Source organism: Neisseria sp. Ec49-e6-T10 (assembly GCF_051132615.1).
Lineage (GTDB): Bacteria > Pseudomonadota > Gammaproteobacteria > Burkholderiales > Neisseriaceae.
The window spans coordinates 1,093,664-1,112,719 of sequence record NZ_CP152375.1 but is presented as its reverse complement, the minus strand read 5'-3'; the positions used below and the strand labels follow the sequence as shown (position 1 = coordinate 1,112,719).

The following is a 19,056-nucleotide window of genomic DNA, read 5'->3' as shown; positions in this document are numbered from 1 at the left end:
TAGGTAGCTGGTTGGTCGAAGTATTTTGCCATCAATTTAGACTAAAACCTCTTGGTTATTTTTTTAACTTTGCCATCAAAAAGGATTTTTAATATGGGTACATTAACCATCAGAACAACTGACGAACAAGATCAGATCATTGAACAAGCACAACAACTTTTAGGAGAATCAGCAGGCAGTAAAACATTACTGCGTTGTGTGACTGAATACCAAAGGTTATCATCTACTCTTGAGGACAGAAACATCAAACTGAAGGAAGCACTTAATCGGGTTGATGAGTTAGAAGGGTTGATTTTGAACTATCTCAATAGCCAATATGCGCTGATGTCTGTTGTTTCTTCGCGTGCAAGTAATGGGGTAGAAAGGCAGAATAAAACTTCTCCTCAAGTAGCCAAACAGAATCTGAACAAGATTCTGGAAACCTTAAGGTAAATCCATAGTGTGAATAATCTCAGTTAGCTCTTCTGCATATTGGATTTCATCCATAAATATATCCAGTAATACTGGTTCATTATTTTCTAAAAGCTTTGTTATTTTTTCTTTAATCGTTGCCTTTTGTTCTTCAGTTAAAGAGCTATTTTGTGTGTGATACGACAACGATAAAAACAGCAGTTTCAAGATGCCGCCAGATAAGCTTTGTAAGTTATTGAGTCGGTCTTCTAGCTCAGTGATGCGTTGATCAGCTTTGTTCATCTTTTTTCTTTCGGTGTATTAAATTTAATTTTCAAACTATATTATAGGAGAAGCATCATGCCATATCTTAATAAAATGTCTGTTATGGGTAACCTTGGTAAAACACCAGAGTTGCGTTACTTTGCTGATGGTACACCCACCACCACAATATCCATTGCTTATTCTGAAAACTGGAAAGACAGTAAATCAGGCGAGGCAAGAGAATCAACCGAATGGTTTACCGCCATTTTATATCGTAAACAAGCAGAGCTGGTTTGTCAGTATATGCAAAAGGGGGATTGTATTCAGGTACACGGTAAATTACGTTCTCGCACCTATCAAAAAGACACAGAAACCATCCGTGTATTTGAAATCATTGTGGATCAGATGGAGATGATCCGTACCAATAAACAAACTGAAGCCAAAGAGGAGGCACAATGAGTACTCCTAAAAAAGGCAATATGGTTATATTGATCTTAATGGTCACTTTGGTGTTTTTAGCCATTGGCCAATTTGCAGGCAGTTTTTTATTGAGTTTTCTACTGGATATTGAGTTTACATGGTCACCTTTATTGCTGATAAGTGCATTGGGACAGATGGAACGATATTCTGAAGCAGTTCAGCAAAATATTTATATCTCGCTAGCTGTTTCTGTGGCGATGGGGATTTTACCCAGCATTATGTTACTGGCGGCCATGCTGGTTAAACCCAAACGAGAACTACATGGTTCTGCTCGTTTTGCGAACCCAATGGAAATGAATCAATCAGGATTATTGGCACTTAAGCATGAAAAACCTGATATTTTAGTGGGTAAATATAATGGTAAGTTTTTACGCTGGAGCAGTAATGAGTTTGCCTTTTTAGCCGCCCCTACTCGTTCTGGTAAAGGGGTGGGGATCGTGATCCCCAATTGCTTGCATTATCGGGATTCTATGGTGGTGTTTGATCCGAAGCTGGAGAACTACTTATTAACGGCTGGTTTTAGACACAAACATGGACATAGGGTGTTTTTATTTAACCCTGCGGGCAGAACACCCGAACATGAAACACGACCCCATGCGCCACTGGTGAGTCATCGTTGGAATCCATTAACTTATGTGCGCCGTAATCCTGTGTATACCTATAAGGATGCCATGAATATTGCCACTATTTTGTATCCGAAATCGACTAGGGACAGCAGTAACAGCACTTTCTTTACTGAATCAGCTCAAAAGCTGTTTGTGGGTTTACTGCTGTATATGATTGAGACTGAGGGAGAATCAGGCAGGCACACAACGTTAACCAATCTGTTTCGTTTAACCGTACCTAAAAATGGTGATCCTTTATCTGAATGGATCATCAAAGAGATGGAGAGGCGGCATAATAGTGGTCAATTATTGTCCAGCCAATGCACCACTTTATTATTGGGTTTTGCCAATGGCAATGCTAAGACAGGATCAGATATTCTGGCAACGGTCACAGCTCCTCTATCTATCTTCCTTGATCCAGTGGTTGAGGCAGCCACCAGTAGTGATGATTTTTATCTGGATGATGTGCGTAAACAACGTATGACCATTTATTTAGGGGTGATCCCTACCGAAACAGATACCTTCAGTCGTTTGACCAATTTGTTTTTTAGTCAGCTCATCAGCGTTAATGTGGCTCAAGGGCTGCCTGAGAACAATCCCGCATTAAAATATCAGTGTCTTTTATTGATGGATGAATTTACGGCTTTGGGTGCTGTACCGATTATTGAATCAGGGGTGGCTTATATTGCGGGGTATAATTTAAGGCTATTGTTGATTTTTCAAAGCCCTTCACAGGTAACAAGATTGTATACCAAAGAAGGAACAAGGACATTCTTTACCAACTTTGGGCTTCAGATATTTTACCCACCAAGGGATCAGCAAGATGCCAAAGAATACAGCGATATGATCGGTTATGAAACCTATAAGGCTAAATCACTGTCGCGCTCAAAAGGCAGAGGGGGAAGCAGTACCAGCCAGTCAGACCAACGCCGTGCAGTACTCAATCCTGATGAGTTAAAAATCATGCCTAGAACAGATTGTATTATCAGTATGACCAGCTCACGTCCGATTCTTGCCAAGAAGATTATTTATTATGAGGATGAGGTCTTTAAACCACGCGTATCAATGGCTTTACCTGAAATACCTGAGTTGTTTGTCAATATTACTCAAGCTGTAGAACAACCTGAGCCTATTGCGCCTGAAGAACTGGAGACAGTCGATTTAGCCGATACCAGCAATGCTTCTGTATTATTTGAAGAAATGATCAAAAGTTTGGTTCGCCCTGACAGTCCACCTGAGTTTATCAGTGCATTGGCACAATCAGTAAAAAATAATTTGGGTGTGGATTCTATGCCGATTATTTCTCGTTTGATGCAAGCTGGTTAAATACACAGTAACAGTATTATCTATTTTTCTTATTTTATTCATTATTTTTCAATATTTTTTTCTTAACTAACCTATTTTATTGATTAGTGAGGTTCTATGATGTCTACTACAAATGAAATACGTACAGCCTTAGATTATGTTGATTCCCATGATCGGGATTTATGGCTCAAAATGGGGGCGGCACTTAAAGATGAACTGGGTGAAGAAGGTTTCCCGATATGGGATCAATGGTCTTCTTCTGCACAAAACTACAATGCCAGAGCAGCCCAAGCTACTTGGAAGAGCTTAAAATCAGGTCATGTTCGGATCAACACCCTGTTTTACACAGCCATGCAAAATGGCTACCAACCGACAAAACCTACTGTAGCCCCATCTGCTGAAGAGATTGCCAAAAGACAGGCTGAAGCAGAACAAAAACGCCTTCAAGCGATTGAAGCACAAAAGCAAGCGCAAGAGGTTACCAAGCAAAAAGCACAGTATATCTGGCAAAAAGCCGTTTCAGCTCAATTAGCCCATCCTTACTTACAGGCAAAAAGCATCACTGATCCTGAGTGTATTAAGGGTATTAAGCAGAACCTGTACAAAGATAATCAAAATCTGATTATTCCTATGTACCAGAATAAGGAAATTGTGTCCCTTCAGTTTATCAATCAGGATGGCTCAAAACGTTATATGGGCGATGGTCAAAAGGAAGGCAGTTATAGTTTGATTGGCGATGCAAAAAAGATGGTGGATGGATTCTATATGGCTGAAGGTTTTGCCACTGCTGCATCCATCTATGAAGCAACAGGTCAACCTGTCCTCGTGGCTTTTGATGCAGGCAATCTTGTTCGTGTTGCTGAAAACCTCAAACCTCATTACCCAAATACCGAAATTATACTGGCAGCGGATAATGATCCTGATAATAAGGGACTAACGAAAGCAACAGAAGCAGCACAGATATTGGGTGACAACGCCCGTGTAATTTGTCCTCAGTTTACTGAAGAGCAGATTCAACATTATCAGCAACAATATGGCGAAGGTAAATCACCTTCTGATTTTAATGATCTTCATGCACTTGAGGGGCTGGATCAGCTTAAAAATGTACTCAATAAGGACTCAATACCCATTATGGACAATCCAACCAAAAACATTGCACCACAAAATGAACCACAAGCTGCTGAACAAGCAGCTTTTTTAATACCTTCAGAACCTGAGCAAAAAACTCAGGAAACAGCCAAACGTGCATCAACAAAAAAGGTGATCAACAGTATTGAACCTGATCTGGCTCGCCTTCAGGAAAAGACACCAAAAGGTAAAGTACAAAAAACAGTGGATCCAGCACCCACAATATTGCCTCAAACCACGACACCACCGGCATCTGAAAAAGAGGTAGACAATCTCCCTGAAAATACGGACTCACCAAAAGCAAAACAACCAGAGCCAGCTTCTGATCCTATACCTAGCATTGATCCAAATAGCACAGAAGCAGAAAAACCACCCTTGAGCCAAGATGAGTTCAAAAAAATAATTACTGATCTGAACTATAAAATGCCCCCTGCTGGATTGGAGAGACGTTATCTGGTGGCAGATGGGCAATATCTTTCTGCTGATAATGCCACAACCGTATTATTTGAAGATAAGGGTAAGAAGCTTTCTACTGCACGTAATGACACCCAAATTGCTCAAGATATGTTAGAAGTGGCTAAAACCAAGGGGTGGGATGCCATTAAATTATCGGGTACAAAAGAGTTCAAACAAATGATGTATGTGTTGGCCGAAAGCCAAGGGATCAAAACATCTGGCTATAAGGCAACTGAAGCTGATCGTGTTTTGGTTGAACGTTTACGTGAAGATCAAAGTTTGAACAGTATAGAAGAAAAAGCCAGCCTTTATACCCAAAAATCAATGGAAAATAACCCTGCTTCAGAAAAGAAGTCTGGGCAACCAGATGTAGAAGCCTTATCCAAAGCCGATAGAATCATGGCTACCTCCAGTATTCCTACTACAGGGCAGATTGAAACCTCACCCAAGGCTGATAGAGATGTTGATGTCCCTCTTGCTGAAATTGGCCAAGGTAAGATTCCCAGTGAAGTGATTGTGCAAGCAAAAAACATCAAAACCCATGCACTGGATACAGATGTGGTCACCACGTCAAAAGCCACTTATGACAAAAAAGCGGCTAAATTAAGTAAACCTGAAAAGGCCAAACTTCAATTCTTTGAGCGCAATACCCTAGATGTGATCCGTGATTTAAAAGGAGATGCCAGACAAAATGCCTTGAAGAATTATTATGATCATATGGCTGACAAGATGAATGGTAAAACATTGGATGTTCCCACGCCTTTACAAGTGCCTTCTCCTAGAGGTGAACACACTCGAGCATCCGACAAAACCCAAGATAGAAACCAAGATCAAGAGGTAGAAAGGTAATCGAATAGACAATAAACTTCACGATTAGGATTAAAAATGGATATTTCTAAATTTATTTATTATTTTTTTATTTTGGTTTCCTTCTGTTATGTTTTTGGGATCATTATTGCTTTTTTACTCGATTATTTTAGTGAATATAATAAAACATCAACTCAAGATAAAAACCAAGATTAAGAAATAGAAAGGTAATCAATATGAACAATCAATTACATATTTTTGAAGATGAAACATTTAATTTTACTGAAGATGAACGTATGGCGTTCGCGCAAATGACCGATGAGCAGATCAGTGATTATTGGCAGGCTCAACAGTCTTATGAAGAAATGAAAGCCTATCTGGAGCATCCAGATACACCAGAGATTGTCAAAAACATATTAACCTTATCTGGCTGGCAAGAACACAACAACCAGTAATTTTACCCATTAACTTAGCCCCTGATTTTTTATTCAGGGGCTTTTTTTGTTTATTGGAAGGTAAATAAATGAATACCAAAGAAAGTAAGAAAAACAAAGGGCAAGAATATGCCGAAAATGTGGCCAACGAGTTAATCAAACACCTTCAAGCGGGCACAGCACCTTGGCAACGTCCTTGGACACCTGATCAAGGATTTGATTTACCCTACAACCATATTACAGGCAATGTTTACTCTGGCACCAATAATTTAATGCTGATGATGCAAATGTATGATGATCCGCGTTGGATGACATACAAACAGGCCCAATCGGTTGATGCACAGGTACGGAAAGGTGAAAAAGGCGTGGGTCTGATCAGGCTGATTACTCATGTAGAAAAAACCAAACGAGATGAACAAAATAAGCCTGTTCTTGATGCGGATGGCAATACCGTGAAAGAATATGCTGTATTGCCTCAACCCATCATCAAATCATTTACTGTGTTTAATGGTGAGCAAATTGAGGGCATCCCTGAGTATGACAGAAAACCTGTTCAATATGATTGGGAGCCAAGTGAAAAGGCGGAGGCTATATTATTGGCTTCAAAAGCCCGTATTGATGTACATCCTTTGTACCATCCATCCTATAACCCTGATTCTGACATGATCAACTTACCAGAAAAGGGGCAGTTTCCCAGCCAAGCGTTTTATTATGCTACAGCACTACATGAACTTGGCCATTGGACAGGCCACCCCTCAAGGATGGATCGTGACTTAACAGGTAAATTCGGCTCAGAAAACTATGCAAAAGAAGAATTGAGAGCTGAAATCACCTCTTTAATGCTCTCACGTGAATTAGGTTTACCTCATGATATTGGCCAACATGCAGCCTATGTTCAATCATGGATTCAGGTACTCAAAGATGATCCTATGGAAATTGTGTATGCCTCAAAAGATGCACAAAGAATGAAGGACTATATTCAATCATTTGAGCGAAACCATGTTGTTCAACGGGACATCATGAATCTAAAAGAAACATTTCATCAACAAAGTGGCTTACTTCCTGCCAAAGAACAGCAGTACAGGCAAACCTTAGAATCTTTTATGGACAAAGCCACACTTGGCTTATCAGATGCAGCCAAACAGCAATCCCAGCTTAACTTTTATCAAAATCAAATACAAGAGATATCTCAAGGTACGAAGCAACCGTCTTTATTTGATGTTGATGTAGATAGATAACCCATTTGTTTTGAACCAAACCGATAACCACTGTGTTATCGGCTTTTTTGTGGTGAGGTAAAAAATGAGAAAAAGATTAGGATTAGATATTTTAGGAATCAGTAATACAGATCAGGAAGTCATCAAAAAAATAGCGGTTAAAAAATATGGTAAGCCAAGCATTTCTTATTTTGTGACCCAATTACTTTGGGCTGCCCTAAAAGAAAATAATTATCAGCCTGATGAATGCTATCTTTTGACCAATGATAAAAGTTGTCGTATAGAAATACGTTTTTCAGAAAAAGAAGGTGTTAAGTTAGCCAAACTGGCTAAATCCCATCATATGACAGTAAATGCCTTTATTGTCTCTGTTATTCGAAATTATTTAAATAAAACGCCATTATTAACGGCTGCGGAAGTGGATGCATTGTATCAATCCAATGCCCAATTATTACGTATTGGTCGAAATTTGAACCAGATTGCCAAACAGTTTCATTCAATGGAAGGCGGCAATATCACCAGTGACCAGATCACTGCCCTTCAGAACATCATCAATATCCATACAGAAAAAGTAGGTGAATTATTATTGTCCAATAGGAGAAGAAACAATGAATGATCTGAATAAACGCGTTGATGATTGGTTTTTAGGGTATAAAACTCGCTCTGTTAAATCAAAATCAGGTGCGGATATTTCTCCTAGAAATCATTCAAAAGTAAAACCACTAAAATCTGGATCGGGTATTGTTAACTTGAAAGCAGCGGCCTTGAAACACCCTGAAGTAATGGTCAAAGTACCTACCCGTAAAAGTACCAACTCAAAGGGTATGAAGGGTATCAGGTCACATGTTGATTATATCAGTCGCAATGGCCAACTTGAGCTGGAGGATCGGGACGGTCATATCATCAAAGGCAAAAAAGAGATTAATCAACATTTAGCGGATTGGAAAAAACTCAATATCCCTGAAAAAAGTAAATACAGAGAAGCTCTAAATGTGGTCTTATCTATGCCTGCTGGTACTGATCCAGTTGCCGTAAAAAATGCAGCTCGAGCATTTGCACAAGAACAGTTTGAGCATCATGAATACCTTTTTACCCAACATCTGGATCAACAGCACCCACATGTCCATATTTGTGTACTGATGCGTGATGAATATGGAAAACGTATGAACCCTCGTAAAAATGATTTATTTGAATGGCGTGTCCGTTTTGCAGAAAAGCTACGGGATGAAGGTGTACTGTGTGCTGCAACCAAGAGACAACATAGAGGACGTACCCAGAAATCAGAAAAATTTTCTCTTCGTGAAATGCGTATGAGAGGTGCCGTTGCTAATGTTCATAAACTGGAGGCTCAATTTTTGATTGAGGCTCTAAAAAATAATGACCGTCCTAAACACCCCTTTATTAAAGAAACCATGGAAACGCGGGGCATTGTGACAGAGAATTATGGTTTAATTGCACGAGAGCTGTACAAGATGGGTAATAAAGAAGAAGCACGTATTATTAGCCAATTAGCAAAAGAAGTGAATCAAGCAGGATTTACAACACAGGCTCAACAGCAATTTGATTACACAAAGAGAGAGTTAATTGAATTTGATCTCAATATTGAAAGAGAATAAACTCATAAATAACTGGATATTTTTTTATGAAAATGCTATATAAGAAAAGTATTGGGGATTTTTTATTAAATTAAGCTTAAACAGGAAAGGTTATTATGAAAATTTATTTTTCGGACTTTTTTGATGTAACTCCTGAGTGTATCGAAGAATATGGGGCATTTAACCTTTCCTTAATAAATGATTTGCCTTTATTTATAGATCCTTTTTTACTATTTAATAGTGAGAAGAAAGAGTATTGTGATCTTCATCAAAATATTATTAAGTATGTTAGTTTTTTAAAAGAAGTATCTAATGAACAAGGTATTACTCATGGACTTTTAAAAGCATGGTTTTTATTTCCTGAAGTAAAACAAAACTGGTTTGGTTACAGTAAACTTGGGAATAGAGGAAGTGGTCTTGGAATTCAATTCGCTAATGCTTTGAATAATAATCTTCATCATGTTTTTACTGATTTCGGTTCTGAAAACATTACAAAAGGTAGCCACTTAGAAAAATTATGTTTAATTAGAGACGGAGTGGGGAAAGATAATATTAGTGACTTTACAACTAATTTGATCAAAGGTTATTTATTAAGGTATACAGAATTATTTTCTAAGAAGTATATAAAAAAAATATATTTAAAAACACATATTGTGAGTCATGTTGAGTTTAATTATAGAACTCGTAGTTGGATAAGCAAAGAGTTTATACTACCTACTTTTAATAATGATTTTGTGATTCTTACGCCAAAAGAAATATTAACTAAAGATGAAACATGGATAAATAAATCTGACATGGTTTCAGATTTTTCAGGGGTAGTCGATGGTATTTCAAATGATGTATTACGTGCTCAACTAAATGATTATTTAATACGTAATCTTCCCAAAGATTATAAGAAAAAAGAATATAATGAAACAGTTGAAAAAGCTATTATGAGATTCCCTGAGTATATAGATTATTTTATTAAGCGAAAGGAAGATACAGGAAATGACGCTAAACAATTAAGTGCTACTAAGATTGAAGAAACAGAAAATCTTTTTATATCAAAAGTTATAAAGTTAGTTGAGAAGCTTGCAACAACAGAGTTTTACAATAAAGATACTGCTTCTTTCGAAGCAGCTTATCAAAGAGTATCTTTTTTAAAGCAAATAATTGAAAATAATGATGGTTATCGTTTTTTTTATGTAAAAGGTAAGCCAATTCAGCGAGAACATGATTTACAATTATTGTTTAGACTAACTTGGTTTGCGACTGAATTTGATGTAAATTCTGAGGTTAATAATGGTAGAGGGCCAGTTGATTATAAAATATCTAAAGGTAGCTCAGATAAATCTTTAGTTGAATTTAAATTGGCAAGCAATAGCAAATTAAAACAAAATATTGAAAATCAGGTGAAAGTTTATGAGCAAGCAAATCAAACAAAAAAATCAATTAAGGTAATATTGTATTTCTCTGATCAGGAATTAGAAAAAATAAATAGAATATTTAGAGATTTAAAAATATCCGAATCAAAAAATTTAGTTACTATTGATGCTCGAATTGGCAAAATTTCAGCATCCAATGTAAGATGATATGCAAGAGCTTTGTCAGATTAAGTCGGAACTAATACACCTAATTGGACTGCACCTCAAAATTAGTGACGGTCAAATCAAGTCTGAGTTACTACGTATCATGATCTTTTATCGCTTTTTTTGCAAAATTGATATCCATTTCTAATTTTAGATGTGGGTATTTGTTATTTAATTGTTCTAATACCTGAATAAATTCATGGCTTTGTAAATTTTTTGAAACATCTTCAAATACTTCACTAATCCACTCTAGTTCGTTTTCGTCACAGTTTCTTATAAAATAAATAGTGTCATCTTCACTTTTAGAAAATATTCTAGTTAGTTCTTCCCATATTTCATCAGTTCTGGGGTCATCGGGTAGTAATTGTTGTCGCTCGTTTATGAGCCTTTTTACTTTATCTGTATCAATCATTTTAAGATTTTCCTATTTATTATGGTTGCCGAGAATTATCTGGGATAATAGTTGTTATCTTTCCATCTTTTTTTATAATTCCCACTCTAACACCATCATATGTTCCAAATGCCCATTTTCCATCTGGTAAGTCTTCATGCAAATTATTGATATAATTTCCAGCATCACGAATTTTGTCTTCATTCCAGTTCTCTGGGAACCAAGATTGCCCCTCATCTGTTCTTTTCATGCGGTTTTTATGGCTAGGAATATTACCAACTCTAACTCCGTTTGGATATTCTTTAACAATATTATAATCAATATTGTTTTGTTGTAAATAGTCAATATTACTTTGACCATGCCCTCCATTTATTAATCTATTTGAGTCGTTAAAATCTCCTAATACTGCGTGTTTGAGTGTTGAATCTGGTACATTATTATGTATTAATACCTCTTTTTCCGGATTAATATTACTAGTAGCCAATTTTCTTTCTAAGCCAAGAGTATTATTAGCATCATGTACTGCATCAGCAGCTTTAGATATATTTTTAGCATTTTTAGTCATCCCAATAGGCGTAACAGCAGACAATACCTCAAAGCCAATCTTGCCATCGTTTATACCCAGTTGATAATAATCTCCTGTTTTTTTGAGTTGTTCTGCCTGTTCTTGACGATCAGTGAGCATTCCATTAACTCCTCTGACCAATTCATCAGGATGCGCTGAATAATACATTGTTTGACCTGTGGTGTAGCCAGCTAGGAATCTTACTGAGTTCAGTAGACTATCAATACGTTCATTATTACGATGTATGCTCTCATTGGCTGTCTTAGTGGCACTTTGATCATACAAACCACCAAACAGCGAATAACCTACCGTATTGAGGATATCTGTGGACAATAAATTTGCATCGTCTACCATCTCTTTTAAACCGTTACGCATAGACTCATTAGCCCCTTTATCATAAGCTGCTTGCTCAGCTTCGGTTAAAGGCTTACCTTCATGATCGGTCATTTTTGTAAATGGCATCACATTCGGTTGTGCTGTTAGCGGGCGACTATTGGATAAAGGCACATTTTGAGCAGTATTATTTGCCCAATGTAGAGCATCTATTGCATTGATGGGTTTAGTTGATCGATTGATTGTGGCTTGTAATGTCTCGCTCTGGCTGATTTTAGCCATAAGGGAATACGAAACCGTTTTATTCATTAAACTTGTTTTTTGATAAGAAGAGAGCTGTTCTTTAACGAGGTTTTCTACTTCATATTTACTTAACCCATTTGCTATCTTGGGGTCATTAGTCGCATTATTGATGCTTTGGAAGAGTTGAGCCAGTTGAGTGTGTTGTTGCAATTTAAGGTCTCGTTCTTTTTGCTCTGCTAATGCCTGTGCTCGGGCCTGATCAATGCGCTCATTGTCTATGCTTTGACCTGTAACAATTTGACGTCCTGTTTGTTCATTTTTGGCTTGCTGCTCTTCTGTATATTGGCTACGATCATAGGTATATTCTTTATTGGGTTGAATATTAGGAATAACATGTTGATTGCCATCTTTAAGCTTGATGTCTTTTATCTGTCCTGATCGATACAAAGCCCCTAAAGCTTCATATGGGTGTTCTGAGTCTAATTTTTGCGCCAAACTCCAACCAGTATCCCCTTTTTGGGCAATGATTGTGTGTTTAGTCTTTTCTGCTTCTAACTGTGGCTCAATAGTTTTTTTTATGCTGTCTTCTAATGGCTCACCAGCAAGGATTTTTGGTGTAGATAGATTGAATGGTTTATTCTGCTCACCTAGCTGTAATTGGATTTCTTCTTGATTAACTTGTAACTGATTGATCTTAGGTGGATCACCAGCATAATCATGAGTAACAAATCCTACTGCTTCTCTTAAGATATCTTGTTCTTTTGGGGTAAATCCTGATAATTGTTTATCCACTTGAAGATCATTCATCTGTTGAACAATCTCTTTTAGTCTTCCTTTAGGTGGATAGGGACGATTAAAATGTTCACTAATAGGCTTTAATGGTTTGTCCAGCTTCTCAAGCTCTTTTTCTGGGGCTTTAGCTTCCAATAGTTCTGAATCAATAGTTAGACCTTTGTTGTTTATGGCGTCTTCTACATTTACAAAGGCATATTTATTATTGCCTATATTAGCCATTAAACAACCTGTATCTGGGCTGTAATACATCAATTTAATACTAGGGTGATCATTACGCCCACTTTTAAGAGCGACATCTTGAGCTAAGCCATTAAATACAGCTTCTTTTTGTTCTGGGTTTAATTTATTTAGATGATGAGTAAACTGGCTTTGGTCAAAGGCATTTTTTACAGTTTCATTGAGTTCAGGAGCTTTTTGTTGAGCCAATTCTAACGCTTCTTTTTGGCGTTGTAATTGCTCTTCTTGCTCTCGCTGTAATCTTTGTTGATCGGCAAAGGATTGATTTAAATTTAACTGAAACTCTTCATCCATTTTAACTACTCAAAATAATTTTTTTCAGAATCATATCATCTTTTCTGCATAGGCAGAACAAAATACCTGTTATTTTCTGGCTGTAGCCTATCCTGCGTTTAGTTTGAAATTTCTTTATTAATTCATATTTGGTTTCCATGGTTAATGTTTAATTTTTTTATTGTTTAAAACACTTTATTTTAGCTTTAATTTATTATATTTTAATTTTTTTATATATTTTTTGCTTTATTTTTAGTTATTTTTTAATTCTTTTTTATTATTTAATTATTTTAAATAATATTTAATTAAAATATTCATTTTTCTTCAAAAAATAAGTGACATGATGAGGCGTTTACTTTTTTTAAAACGATTGCAAGACTTTGATTTTTAAAAAGCTTAATTTGATATAAGTATTTTTATAAAGAGAAATATAACATGATGCAATATGTAACAATTTTATTTCTGAATATTTTTTAGTTAATTTAATTGTATTTTTAGATTTTTATTTAGTTCCTAATACTTCTTTTTTGTATTTTATGCTATAGTTAAACTAGTATTTCTTATTTCTGAGAGTTTTTATATGATTACATTAGAAGAATTTATTGAACAAGAAAAAACAGTTGGCCGCTCAAAATTAGAGCCATTTAAAAGTGATATTTTGACTCTTAAAAAAAAGGGTTACACAGAAGTTGCTATTAGAAAATATTTGGCTATGAACGATGTTACCGTTTCTCAACGGGGATTAAACCTGTTCATCAAAAAAAACATTAATACAGAGATAACCCCGAAAACTGAACCAACAAAAAGAATATTTGAAGAAAAGAACGTGAATAAAGTTTCTGCAAAAAAAACAGAGCCTAGAAAATTTGATTGGCAAACCCCAGTTGATAAAGCGGATATTATTTAGTTTAACGTTTTTGCTTACTTCAATACCTCCTAGGATATCAGCTCATAAACCATATTTGACTTTCTTAGCTTCAAATTCTACTAATTTATGGTGTTTGCTATTGTTTCATTTTATTGTGATATTTACTCCATAATTAAGTTAATCTATCATTTTGTGAGATTTTTTATGCTATAATATTAAAAGTGAAATATTAAATAATTAATAAAAAATATCACATTGGAGTATAAAGAAAATGGTTGATCAAGAAGAGCGCTTTCAGATTTTATCTTTATCTGGAGGAGGAGTTAGAGGGCTTTACACAATATCTATTCTTGCAGAGTTAGAGAAGACTTTAGCAGAGAAAGATCAAAATGAACACTACAATATAGCTGATCATTTTGATCTTATTAGTGGTACTTCAATTGGTGGTATTTTAGCATTAGGTTTAGCCTCGGGTATTAATGCTCGTACTCTAGCATCATTGATTGATGAAGAGCGTACTAAAATTTTTAAAAAAACATGTATTCAAAAAATTCCTTTTTTAGGGACTTTGTGCAAGCAAGCCCGTACCTCTCTGTATAGCTCAAAACCACTGAAAAATATTTTAAAGAAGGAATTTGGAGAAAAAAAAATAAGAGATTTAAATACTCGTGTTGTGATTCCTTCGGTTAATGGAACCACAGGGCTTCCAAAAGTTTATAAAACCCCTCATCACTGTGATTTTCTTATAGATAAAAATTTATCTATAGTAGACGTTGGGATGGCTACTAGTGCCGCACCTACATATTTTGATCCACAGATGGTTAATGATAATTTAATGGTGGATGGCGGTTTGGTTGCAAACAGCCCAGCACTAATTGCATATCATGAAGCTACTCATTTTTTAAAAAAAAGAACAGAAACAATACATTTACTATGTATTGGTACTATGGGATCACAAGAAACATTAAATATTGACCGAACAAAATGTTGGGGATATTTATCAGGATGGGGGATGGGAAGAAAATTATTAGGTTTAACACTTAGTTCAAATGAGAAGTTGCATAATTTCATTGTCAAACAATTATTGCAAGACAGGTTTGTTGAGTTAGATGATCACAACACTCCGGATCAGAGTAAAAGTATTACATTGGATAATGCAAATGATGCTGTTGCAATAATGCTTAAGGGAAAAGGTAAAAATAAAGCTCAATTTGCAATAGGTCAGAAGAATGTAAAAGCGTTTTTTACTCATAGAAAAGCCCCTGTAACCTTTTTTGAAGGAGGAGAACCATATGAAGTACAACATAACTAAGTTATTAAACTCTTCTGATGAGTGCTTTATAAAAAAAATCACTCCATCCAGTGAAGAGATTCGTTACTTAAAAGAAGTTAGAAAAATAGTTCGCAGTAAAATAAAAAACACTTTTGAGAAAATCTCTGAATCACTAAAGCAGGACTCTAATCAACATTGGATAGTTGATGAAAAAATTCTTCCAAAATGTATTGTTGATGGTATTCGTAATTTACCTGTCGATCAAAAAGAAGCTTTGAGTATGTTGAGCCCCAAATTTATGAGTCAGGGCTCTTTTGTCTATGAAACTATGAATTCACCATGTCATACACCACCACAAGAAATTGATCTTGATGATGGAGTCTACTTGCCAATAGAAATGTTACGTGAAGGCCCTATTGTTGGTAAAAATTTATTTTTTACCATTATTGATTATGCCCTAAGTGAATTAGCATCAGCACAAAATTGGGAATTTATTGATGACAAACCAACTTGTGCGAGAATTGTTATCCAGCAAGACATGCATATGGATATTCCGTTATATGCTATTCCTAGGGAACAATATGAAATAGTTTTAGAAAGTGCTTCAGCTTTGGGTATGGTTTTTGATAGTGTTGAATTTAGTGAATATGCAAGAAGAAGATATTTAGAAACTGATGATATATATTTAGCGTTGAGGAATAAGGAGCATTGGGTAAAATCCGATCCAATGCAAATTAGTCAATGGTTTAATAGTGCAGTAGATACTCATGGTGAAATTTTACGAAGAATATGCCGTTTTTTAAAAGCATGGAGAGATTTTACATTTGAGACTGGTGGACCTTCTTCTATTACTTTAATGGCTTGTATAGTTGATACTTTCAATACTTCAGGAAGAATATTTCAAGATGATAGTGAAGCTCTTATGGCTTGTACAGAAAATTTATATAAACAATTAGAGAACGAAGTTAAAAGCCCTGTTGATGAGGAAGAACCTATTCTTTTTCCTAGAGCTAATATGTCAGAAACTGAGAAAACAACAATCATTACTGAAGCAAAAAATTTGCAATCACTTATGAAGAACAGCTTATTAACAGCATCCAGCAAAAAAGAAGTGATAACAAATTTACTGGATATTTTTGGGAACCGTATGCCTAATAATCCAGACTTAGTTTTGGATGAAGCACATCATGCAGTATTATCGCATCAGGCTAAACCTCAACCCCAAGAAGAAGTACCAAATATGGAGGCGGGCTAGTGTGCCATTTAAACAAGAAATAAAAAGAGCTTTTTATTCTTATGGCTTTACGATAGAAATTAACCCACCAAGTTTTCAAGCAGTTTTTGTAAAAAACTATGAAACTAGTAGCGGTGTTTTTAAAATATCATTTAATAATATATTAAATGATATGAGTGGGTTGCCCAAAGCTTATCTTGTTTCAGCACCAGAGAGATTTACTGGTGTAAGGCTACCTCATTTAAGTGCAAATAAATCTATTTGCTTTATTGATGAAGAAACAACTAACTTATTTCCGCTGTTTGCAGAACGAGTTATAGCTACTTGTATTAATTCAGTTGAAAAAATAATTAATCTTTGGGCTTCTGGTGACTATAAAAGTGATATACAAGCAGAGTTTTCCTCATACTGGGAAGGGAAAATTTCTGCATACTTAATAATATCTCAGGAAACTAAAGGTGTTTTTTGTAGTTTCAAAAGAACTAACCTTCATGGTGATGAAGTCGATGAGATAATTATTGCTAATGATATAAAACATGCTAATAGTTGGATTTCTTCTCGTAATGGTAATAATGTTTCAAGTTCTAATTTAGCGTTAGTAATTCAGCTTCGTAAAAGCCCATATGTTCCTTACGAGTTTTCTTGGCCCCCAAAAAGTTTTAGAGATTTTTTACTCTGGTTGGAAAAAATCGATCAACCAGCTCTACAAGGTTTAATAAGTAACTTAATAGAACATGTTGACAACAATCGCTTAACATTAGTTTGTTTACAATATGAAAGTGAAATTTTTGCTTTTACAATTAATACTAAGGGTATGAAGGATATACTCAACAGAGCGCGAGGTAATAAGAGAAAGCGCGGAAAATCCTATAAACTTAAGAATTTATTATATGCGCTTAGTAATAATTTAATGAATAATAATTTCACTAGGCTTACAATCTCTGAAGCTTCTGCTGATTTTTTATTTCAACGAAATCAACCTGATTCAGAAAATCTGAAAAATAAAACTATTGCTTTAATAGGCTGTGGAACCATAGGTGGGTATACTGCTCAGGTACTCACACAATGTGGAGCAGGTTCTGGAACAGGCACACTTCATCTTTTTGATGATGATATCCTTACTTCTGGAAATTTAGGACGTCATATTCTTGGGAAAGAGTATTTAGATGAACCAAAAAGTATAGCTTTAAAACACTATATTGAGCGTCAAGGCTTACCTGTAAAAGTGGAGGCTCATTTTAAAAACTTTAAAGAAAGTAATATGAATAATAATTTTGATATTATTATTGATGCAACTGGAAACTACATGTTTTCTGTACTTCTGGCAAAGTGGTACCGCAACAAAACTAAAAATATTTTTAAAACAATTTTGATTCATGGCTGGATTGACGCATATGGACAAGCAGCACGTGTTTTAAAAGATGATCAATCGGGAGGATGCTATGGTTGCCTCTCTACATATCAAGAAGGAAAAAGAGAACCAAGATTTCCTTTATTTAAAGACAAAAAAAAGCCTGATCATAATATGCAATTTAAGAGGAAATGTGGAAAAACTTATTTGCCTTTTGATAGTCAACCAAGCTTAACTGTAGCAGGAATGATTTTAAGAATGACTCTTCTATTTGATAAAAAGAATAGTATACATTTTAGTCAAATAAATTTTTCTGACAACATAAGAAAACATGATAATCAAATATCATTGAAACCAATTAGTGGATGCCCAATATGTCAGAAAAAATATTAAGTTTACCAAATGGTAAGCATATTCTTATAGATAGGGGTATTTCAGAAGTAATTTTACAATATCAACAAAATGATAAATTCGCTACTGAGGCAGGAGGCATTCTTATAGGTGAATATAGAGGGCCGCATCTACATGTAGTTGATTTAACCACCCCTTTTTCTGACGATATAAGAAAAAAATATTATTTTCATCGCTGTAGCCCAGGTCATAATCAATATGCTCAAAAGCGTTGGATAGCTTCAAATCAAACGCAAGCATGGATTGGAGAATGGCATACTCATCCAGAAAATTTTCCAACACCCTCTAAAATTGATATAGACAACTGGCAAAAAAGACTTCCTAAGAAAGAAATGCTATTAATAATACAAGGTAGAATTGATTGTTGGTATGGTTTCTGGAATAGTTATGAGCTATCTACTCTAATTTTAAGACCCTAAAAAGCCAAAATTGGATCTGGTCAGGTAGATAAAAACGCTATGCTTATACACTATTATGTTTGCTGATATTGAACTAAAGTAAGTTTATCTTTGTTATTAAAATCATTACCTTGAAATAAATGTAATTTACATATTGTAATTTATCTAGATGTTTCGTGTATTTATGCCTTTATTTATAAAGATGCTAATGCTTAATCTTATTGAACCAATATAGGATGCTATATATTGAAGTCATATTAAAAGTCAAAAGACTTTATCAAAATCAAAAAGAAGATCTAATTCTAAAAACTATTACTCATAAATTTTACAGCCATTCAAATTTTTCCTTTATTTGAAATTAAATTTATAAATATTCTAAAAAATGTAACGTATAAAAAATATGACTAATTTATTTATATGAAGTAAATCTATGTT

Annotated in this window: 17 protein-coding genes; 14 read left to right on the top strand and 3 right to left on the bottom strand. The window is 35.1% G+C overall.

Annotated features, from left to right (window positions below; all coding sequences use genetic code 11):
• Window positions 1-93 precede the first annotated feature (93 nt).
• Window positions 94-432, top strand: a complete 339-nt coding sequence (locus AADH04_RS05870) for a hypothetical protein (RefSeq protein WP_434779313.1) — start codon at window positions 94-96, stop codon at window positions 430-432.
• Here the strand turns inward: AADH04_RS05870 and AADH04_RS05865 are convergent.
• On the bottom strand, window positions 424-693 hold the full coding sequence (locus tag AADH04_RS05865) for a hypothetical protein (protein ID WP_434779312.1): 270 nt from the start codon (window positions 691-693) through the stop codon (window positions 424-426). The genes AADH04_RS05870 and AADH04_RS05865 overlap by 9 nt on opposite strands.
• A gap of 57 nt (window positions 694-750) precedes the next feature.
• Between AADH04_RS05865 and AADH04_RS05860 the strand changes: the two genes are divergently transcribed.
• The 8 genes from AADH04_RS05860 to AADH04_RS05825 all read left to right on the top strand — a co-directional run bounded on the left by AADH04_RS05860 (window position 751) and on the right by AADH04_RS05825 (window position 10,252).
• Entirely contained in the window at window positions 751-1,113 is a 363-nt protein-coding gene (locus AADH04_RS05860) for a single-stranded DNA-binding protein (RefSeq protein ID WP_434779034.1), read from the top strand.
• Window positions 1,110-3,065 (top strand): type IV secretory system conjugative DNA transfer family protein, encoded by a 1,956-nt coding sequence (locus AADH04_RS05855; RefSeq protein ID WP_434779033.1) that lies wholly within the window; start codon window positions 1,110-1,112, stop codon window positions 3,063-3,065. The genes AADH04_RS05860 and AADH04_RS05855 overlap by 4 nt, the downstream gene beginning before the upstream one ends.
• Window positions 3,066-3,161: 96 nt before the next feature.
• Complete coding sequence (locus tag AADH04_RS05850; RefSeq protein WP_434779311.1) at window positions 3,162-5,477, top strand: LPD7 domain-containing protein; 2,316 nt, start codon at window positions 3,162-3,164, stop codon at window positions 5,475-5,477.
• A 194-nt stretch (window positions 5,478-5,671) separates the two neighbouring features.
• Window positions 5,672-5,890 carry a hypothetical protein gene (locus AADH04_RS05845; RefSeq protein ID WP_434779310.1) on the top strand — a complete coding sequence of 73 codons (219 nt, stop codon included), beginning with the start codon at window positions 5,672-5,674 and terminating at the stop codon, window positions 5,888-5,890.
• 68 nt (window positions 5,891-5,958) lie between these two features.
• Window positions 5,959-7,107: an ArdC family protein gene (locus AADH04_RS05840; RefSeq protein WP_434779309.1), complete on the top strand. Its 1,149-nt coding sequence runs from the start codon at window positions 5,959-5,961 to the stop codon at window positions 7,105-7,107.
• A 64-nt stretch (window positions 7,108-7,171) separates the two neighbouring features.
• Entirely contained in the window at window positions 7,172-7,702 is a 531-nt protein-coding gene (locus tag AADH04_RS05835; protein ID WP_434779308.1) for a plasmid mobilization protein, read from the top strand.
• Window positions 7,695-8,702 carry a relaxase/mobilization nuclease domain-containing protein gene (locus tag AADH04_RS05830; protein ID WP_434779307.1) on the top strand — a complete coding sequence of 336 codons (1,008 nt, stop codon included), beginning with the start codon at window positions 7,695-7,697 and terminating at the stop codon, window positions 8,700-8,702. The genes AADH04_RS05835 and AADH04_RS05830 overlap by 8 nt, the downstream gene beginning before the upstream one ends.
• A 95-nt stretch (window positions 8,703-8,797) precedes the next feature.
• Window positions 8,798-10,252 (top strand): hypothetical protein, encoded by a 1,455-nt coding sequence (locus AADH04_RS05825; RefSeq protein WP_434779306.1) that lies wholly within the window; start codon window positions 8,798-8,800, stop codon window positions 10,250-10,252.
• Window positions 10,253-10,343: 91 nt separating this feature from the next.
• Here AADH04_RS05825 and AADH04_RS05820 read toward each other — a convergent pair whose 3' ends face one another.
• Together AADH04_RS05820 and AADH04_RS05815 are read right to left on the bottom strand one after the other, a co-directional pair.
• Window positions 10,344-10,661 (bottom strand): hypothetical protein, encoded by a 318-nt coding sequence (locus tag AADH04_RS05820; RefSeq protein WP_434779305.1) that lies wholly within the window; start codon window positions 10,659-10,661, stop codon window positions 10,344-10,346.
• A gap of 19 nt (window positions 10,662-10,680) precedes the next feature.
• Window positions 10,681-13,107 (bottom strand): EndoU domain-containing protein, encoded by a 2,427-nt coding sequence (locus AADH04_RS05815; RefSeq protein WP_434779304.1) that lies wholly within the window; start codon window positions 13,105-13,107, stop codon window positions 10,681-10,683.
• A gap of 559 nt (window positions 13,108-13,666) precedes the next feature.
• On the opposite strand from AADH04_RS05815, the gene AADH04_RS05810 reads away from it, so the two are divergent.
• From AADH04_RS05810 to AADH04_RS05790, 5 genes are all read left to right on the top strand, one after another.
• On the top strand, window positions 13,667-13,993 hold the full coding sequence (locus tag AADH04_RS05810; protein ID WP_434779303.1) for a hypothetical protein: 327 nt from the start codon (window positions 13,667-13,669) through the stop codon (window positions 13,991-13,993).
• A 232-nt stretch (window positions 13,994-14,225) separates the two neighbouring features.
• Window positions 14,226-15,266, top strand: a complete 1,041-nt coding sequence (locus AADH04_RS05805; RefSeq protein ID WP_434779302.1) for a CBASS cGAMP-activated phospholipase — start codon at window positions 14,226-14,228, stop codon at window positions 15,264-15,266.
• Window positions 15,247-16,482 (top strand): CBASS cGAMP synthase, encoded by a 1,236-nt coding sequence (locus AADH04_RS05800; RefSeq protein WP_434779301.1) that lies wholly within the window; start codon window positions 15,247-15,249, stop codon window positions 16,480-16,482. The genes AADH04_RS05805 and AADH04_RS05800 overlap by 20 nt, the downstream gene beginning before the upstream one ends.
• 1 nt (window position 16,483) lies before the next feature.
• Window positions 16,484-18,205 carry a HesA/MoeB/ThiF family protein gene (locus tag AADH04_RS05795; RefSeq protein ID WP_434779300.1) on the top strand — a complete coding sequence of 574 codons (1,722 nt, stop codon included), beginning with the start codon at window positions 16,484-16,486 and terminating at the stop codon, window positions 18,203-18,205.
• Window positions 18,187-18,642: a Mov34/MPN/PAD-1 family protein gene (locus AADH04_RS05790; protein ID WP_434779299.1), complete on the top strand. Its 456-nt coding sequence runs from the start codon at window positions 18,187-18,189 to the stop codon at window positions 18,640-18,642. The genes AADH04_RS05795 and AADH04_RS05790 overlap by 19 nt, the downstream gene beginning before the upstream one ends.
• Window positions 18,643-19,056 lie beyond the last annotated feature (414 nt).

What these genes read in the sequence shown, in the direction of transcription:
- AADH04_RS05870 (WP_434779313.1), top strand. Translation starts at nt 94, where the DNA reads ATGGGTACATTAACCATCAGAACAACTGACGAACAAGATCAGATCATT.
- AADH04_RS05865 (WP_434779312.1), bottom strand. Translation starts at nt 693, where the DNA reads ATGAACAAAGCTGATCAACGCATCACTGAGCTAGAAGACCGACTCAAT.
- AADH04_RS05860 (WP_434779034.1), top strand. Translation starts at nt 751, where the DNA reads ATGCCATATCTTAATAAAATGTCTGTTATGGGTAACCTTGGTAAAACA.
- AADH04_RS05855 (WP_434779033.1), top strand. Translation starts at nt 1,110, where the DNA reads ATGAGTACTCCTAAAAAAGGCAATATGGTTATATTGATCTTAATGGTC.
- AADH04_RS05850 (WP_434779311.1), top strand. Translation starts at nt 3,162, where the DNA reads ATGATGTCTACTACAAATGAAATACGTACAGCCTTAGATTATGTTGAT.
- AADH04_RS05845 (WP_434779310.1), top strand. Translation starts at nt 5,672, where the DNA reads ATGAACAATCAATTACATATTTTTGAAGATGAAACATTTAATTTTACT.
- AADH04_RS05840 (WP_434779309.1), top strand. Translation starts at nt 5,959, where the DNA reads ATGAATACCAAAGAAAGTAAGAAAAACAAAGGGCAAGAATATGCCGAA.
- AADH04_RS05835 (WP_434779308.1), top strand. Translation starts at nt 7,172, where the DNA reads ATGAGAAAAAGATTAGGATTAGATATTTTAGGAATCAGTAATACAGAT.
- AADH04_RS05830 (WP_434779307.1), top strand. Translation starts at nt 7,695, where the DNA reads ATGAATGATCTGAATAAACGCGTTGATGATTGGTTTTTAGGGTATAAA.
- AADH04_RS05825 (WP_434779306.1), top strand. Translation starts at nt 8,798, where the DNA reads ATGAAAATTTATTTTTCGGACTTTTTTGATGTAACTCCTGAGTGTATC.
- AADH04_RS05820 (WP_434779305.1), bottom strand. Translation starts at nt 10,661, where the DNA reads ATGATTGATACAGATAAAGTAAAAAGGCTCATAAACGAGCGACAACAA.
- AADH04_RS05815 (WP_434779304.1), bottom strand. Translation starts at nt 13,107, where the DNA reads ATGGATGAAGAGTTTCAGTTAAATTTAAATCAATCCTTTGCCGATCAA.
- AADH04_RS05810 (WP_434779303.1), top strand. Translation starts at nt 13,667, where the DNA reads ATGATTACATTAGAAGAATTTATTGAACAAGAAAAAACAGTTGGCCGC.
- AADH04_RS05805 (WP_434779302.1), top strand. Translation starts at nt 14,226, where the DNA reads ATGGTTGATCAAGAAGAGCGCTTTCAGATTTTATCTTTATCTGGAGGA.
- AADH04_RS05800 (WP_434779301.1), top strand. Translation starts at nt 15,247, where the DNA reads ATGAAGTACAACATAACTAAGTTATTAAACTCTTCTGATGAGTGCTTT.
- AADH04_RS05790 (WP_434779299.1), top strand. Translation starts at nt 18,187, where the DNA reads ATGTCAGAAAAAATATTAAGTTTACCAAATGGTAAGCATATTCTTATA.